This window comes from Streptococcus sp. GMD4S (assembly GCF_000296955.1).
Window position 1 is genome coordinate 1 of record NZ_AJRE01000577.1, and the last position, 509, is coordinate 509.

Sequence of the window (509 nt, forward strand, 5' to 3'; positions counted from 1 at the left end):
ACATTGAGTTTCCTTTCTGAAAATTCATTAAGAACATTATAGCATAAATGAACCTTTGATTTATTGAGTTTCAAATACTTTTTACACTCACATTTTGACCGTGCTCAAGTGCAAATCTAAAACTAGTCAGCAAAACTTCTATTAAATCTTTTCCGGAACTCGTTATGAAATAATGTGATAAATTTGTTATATGCTCTGCGATATTATTTCCCCAAGGAGGAGTGAGTGACAAATCTTCAAAATCCCATATAACATCCTGAGGGAGAAATTTTTTCAACTCCTCTTGGATAGATACCAACTCAGCTATTCCTCTTTCAACAGATTCAAAAGGAACATCTCCCCAGTAAAGCTTATTCATTATTACTGGGTATCTACTTCCCCACTCATTATTCTCTAAGCGAACATAAATAGTCGAAAAGAATGAATTAAAAAGACTCCCTTCTCCTATAGTCCACCAATTATAACCAACCATTAACCCTACAGACATAGATATTCTCCTACTCATTTTT

General features: G+C 33.6%; 1 protein-coding gene. It reads right to left on the reverse strand.

Translation table 11 applies throughout. The features are described 5' to 3' along the window. Positions 1–70 precede the first annotated feature (70 nt). A partial coding sequence (locus GMD4S_RS12630; protein ID WP_237739151.1) for an immunity 70 family protein occupies positions 71–509 on the reverse strand: 439 nt, incomplete at its 5' end.